This window comes from Bartonella rattaustraliani AUST/NH4 (assembly GCF_000312565.1).
In the GTDB taxonomy this organism is placed as follows: domain Bacteria; phylum Pseudomonadota; class Alphaproteobacteria; order Rhizobiales; family Rhizobiaceae; genus Bartonella; species Bartonella rattaustraliani.
On sequence record NZ_CALW02000069.1, the window covers coordinates 1 to 2655 of the forward strand.

General features: G+C 38.4%; 1 protein-coding gene and 1 pseudogene. Both read right to left on the bottom strand.

Going from position 1 to position 2655, the window contains the following annotated elements; genetic code table 11:
• Positions 1 to 807: restriction endonuclease (locus tag BN67_RS12120; protein ID WP_019223902.1), on the bottom strand; the 807-nt coding region annotated here is incomplete at its 3' end.
• Positions 808 to 1417: 610 nt separating this feature from the next.
• Positions 1418 to 2655 (bottom strand): annotated as a pseudogene (locus BN67_RS12970) (YfjI family protein); the annotation flags it as partial.

Genomic DNA, 2655 nt, shown 5'->3' on the forward strand with positions numbered 1-2655 from the left:
ACGACGCTTGCCCACTTGTGTATCAGAACACACAGCAAAGGAACGTAAAGGCACTTCTGCATCTATCGTCCATTCTCTTATCGTTTGTGACATAAGAGCGAGAGAAGGCACTAAAAATAAAACACGCTTGCCTTTCCCTGCTATCTGTTCTGCTATCTTAAGACTCGTAAAGGTTTTCCCCGTTCCACAAGCCATGATAAGCTTGCCACGGTCTGCTTCCTTTAAACCTTCACAAACCGCTTTGAGCGCTTCTTTTTGATGATCTAAAAGCTTTTTTTTCGGTTTCTCTTTAAGGACGGCTTGTCCCTGTTCTTTATAAGCCCCCCAATCGATTTGGCTGTTTTCCAAATCAAAAAGGTTCATGCGTTGAATACGAACCTCTTGTCCTTCACAAGTCAGTTCAACATTGTCACTCCAATCGGTTTCGGTGCTATCAATCAGAAGTCGACGCGTGAAGATCTTTTTGCCCGAGGCAGCGATAAAACTATCAATATCTTCTTTTTTAATTATGTGAGAAGCGTCATAGCATTTACATTGAATAGCCGCATAGCCACCTTCATCACGGATTGTAGCCACCAGATCAATCCCAATATCCGTTCCATTTTCGCCATGCTCTTGCGCCCACTCACAATAGGTTTGAACCTTTTCGTATTCTTGCTTTTGAAGAGGGTCTTTCGTCAAATAAGCTATGACCAAGTTTTCAAACAATGTTCCTAATTCACGGGGTGATTTGGCTCGTTGACGATAATATTCTAAGAGCGAGCGTAAAGTGACGTGTTCATTATCGGACTTAGTAGACTGAAGCATAAAGAAGTGACTCCATGGCAATATATGCTACTGATTAATTCTCTTCAAAGTAATCAGAATGGAGTTTATTAGATTGATTCAAATCAAAGATCGAGGGCAAAATGAGGTAAAGTCATTCAAATGCGGATAAATTTTTCAAATAAAGTTCATAAAGGTTGTTTATCCACAGCCCATGATACAGAGTAGATCAGCAAAAGTGTGAAATTTACTGATCGTTTCACGGGTTAATCAAGACAAATGCACTATGTGCTTTAAAATATCAGAATGCGTATTTTGATAGGTTTTATGAGACACTAAAATGGTCTATTCTGTCAGTTCAATTTACTGACACATAACTGACAGGTTTTAATCAACGCCTATCATAGGTTTTCTTTAAAGATTGTACGATTAATATGCGTTATGTTTTAAAAATGTTAACCATTTGAAATATAATGTTTTTTATTTTTCTCATTAAAAAAATTAAGAGAGGGTCTAAAAAGAACTGACACCACTGACAAACTCTTCTTAATAGTCACTCAGATCATTGTTTTTTAGAGAAAAGTTCTTTGATGAGAATACCATTAAAAAGAGTTTTGCGTATTTGAGTAGTAAGTTTTTAAAAGAGGTTTCTTTATTGTTTTATGCTGTTGTTTTTGATCAAAGGATGCCATTCATAATAGGCACGAGAGTGTTCACTTGTCTGATGTGTTATAAACTTTTTTCGAAGGTGATTAGAACCGCATAAAAGCTCTAAAGCTTGTTTGACAGTTTCCTTGTCGTTTAAAGAACGCCAACACCGTCTATAGATATCTCTTGCCGTAAAGACATCGGGTAAATGATCACAACGCTCGACAATTAATTTTGCACTTTCTGCTGTTAATGTATCACCCGCCGCATAAAATCGTTTTGCATGGCTTAAGAGATAGGATGACCAACGCAATGCCATAGAGAGTGAAGGCAAGCTTATTTCAAAACGCCCACCCTCAACCAGTTCAAAAATCAACGCAAGGGTTGGTATGGTTCTATTCATTTTCAAAAGATGCGCTTTTAAACTTGCAGAAAAATGACCTTCATTTATTCTTTTCTGAAAATCTTCCCACCATACACGAAACATTTTTTGGGCTTCGGCAGAAAAGCGTATAGTTATCGGATATTTTGGTGATCCTAATGGTTTATCATAAAGAGAACGAAAGACCCCTTGATAGCTTTCCCATGCCTTTTGATTAGGAGGTCTATCGACCCATAACCGTTCTTGTCTTTCATCGGGAAAGATCAGCATTTGAAACCGTTGCATGAAACCATCATCGTTTATTCCATGGTGCTGGGAATAATACGTGCAGGTTGAATACCCCCTATGATAGAGACGGTTGCATTGCGAATAAAAATGGTTCCACGTCCTATACGGTCATAGGTGTATGACTTATTGCCATTAAAAGCTGTTAGATAAAAGGAACGGTCTGCTTGATATTCCTTTCTTTCCAAATTGGCAAAAAAACCAGCCAACTCATCACGCACCATTAAGAGACCACGGGGGTTTTCTTTTAAGAGTTCCCCAAGCTTTTCTACCGTGACATCATTGACGATAAGACGTCGTTTTATAGAACTGTCATCTTCCTCACTTTCTTTGCGTTCAAGAGCTTGTGAAAGAAGAGCAAGGGCTTGTTCTTCGTCTTGATCTTTGAGTGCTTTATAGGCTTGTTTTTTCTTTTCTCGTTTATCTAATTCACTAAGAATATCTTTTGTTTCTTGCTGTTTTTTCTTCTTTACCCACTCTTGATACCATTCCTCTTGAAAGACATAGAGAGGTTCTAAAGCGGCTTGCATGGTCTCTGTTTTCATGGTCGAAGGTTCGCCCACAATAACACCCCA